Here is a 359-nt window from a genome sequence, read left to right on the forward strand (position 1 = left end):
ATACCCCCCCTCCGCCGACACCCGCAGCCGCAGCACGTCATGGTGATCCAGCACCACCCGCACCGCCGACGTCAGACGGTCCAGCCCCAGCCCGGCAGGAACCTGCAGGACGACCGTCTGGCTGTAACCGGCGACAGGACCTCCGCGCTCCGCGAGCCAGGCCATGATCGGAGTCGCTGGAAACCATCCGATCCCCGCGTCTTCCGGCTCGCCCCGCCGCTGCCCTTCCTCGACCGCGACCGCGGCCAACTCCCGCACGTTCTGATACCGGAACACATCCCGAGGCGAGAACACCACCCCCGCCGCACGCCCCCGAGCCACCAACCGAATCGCCACGATGCTGTCCCCACCCAGATCGA

Annotated in this window: 1 protein-coding gene; it reads right to left on the reverse strand. The window is 69.6% G+C overall.

Going from position 1 to position 359, the window contains the following annotated elements; all coding sequences use genetic code 11:
- The coding region (locus IG98_RS46295; RefSeq protein WP_281178621.1) for a phosphopantetheine-binding protein at nt 1–354 on the reverse strand (354 nt) is incomplete at its 3' end.
- Nucleotides 355–359: the final 5 nt, after the last annotated feature.

Origin of the sequence: Streptosporangium amethystogenes, assembly GCF_000721075.1 — a bacterium.
In the GTDB taxonomy this organism is placed as follows: Bacteria; Actinomycetota; Actinomycetes; order Streptosporangiales; family Streptosporangiaceae; genus Streptosporangium; species Streptosporangium amethystogenes.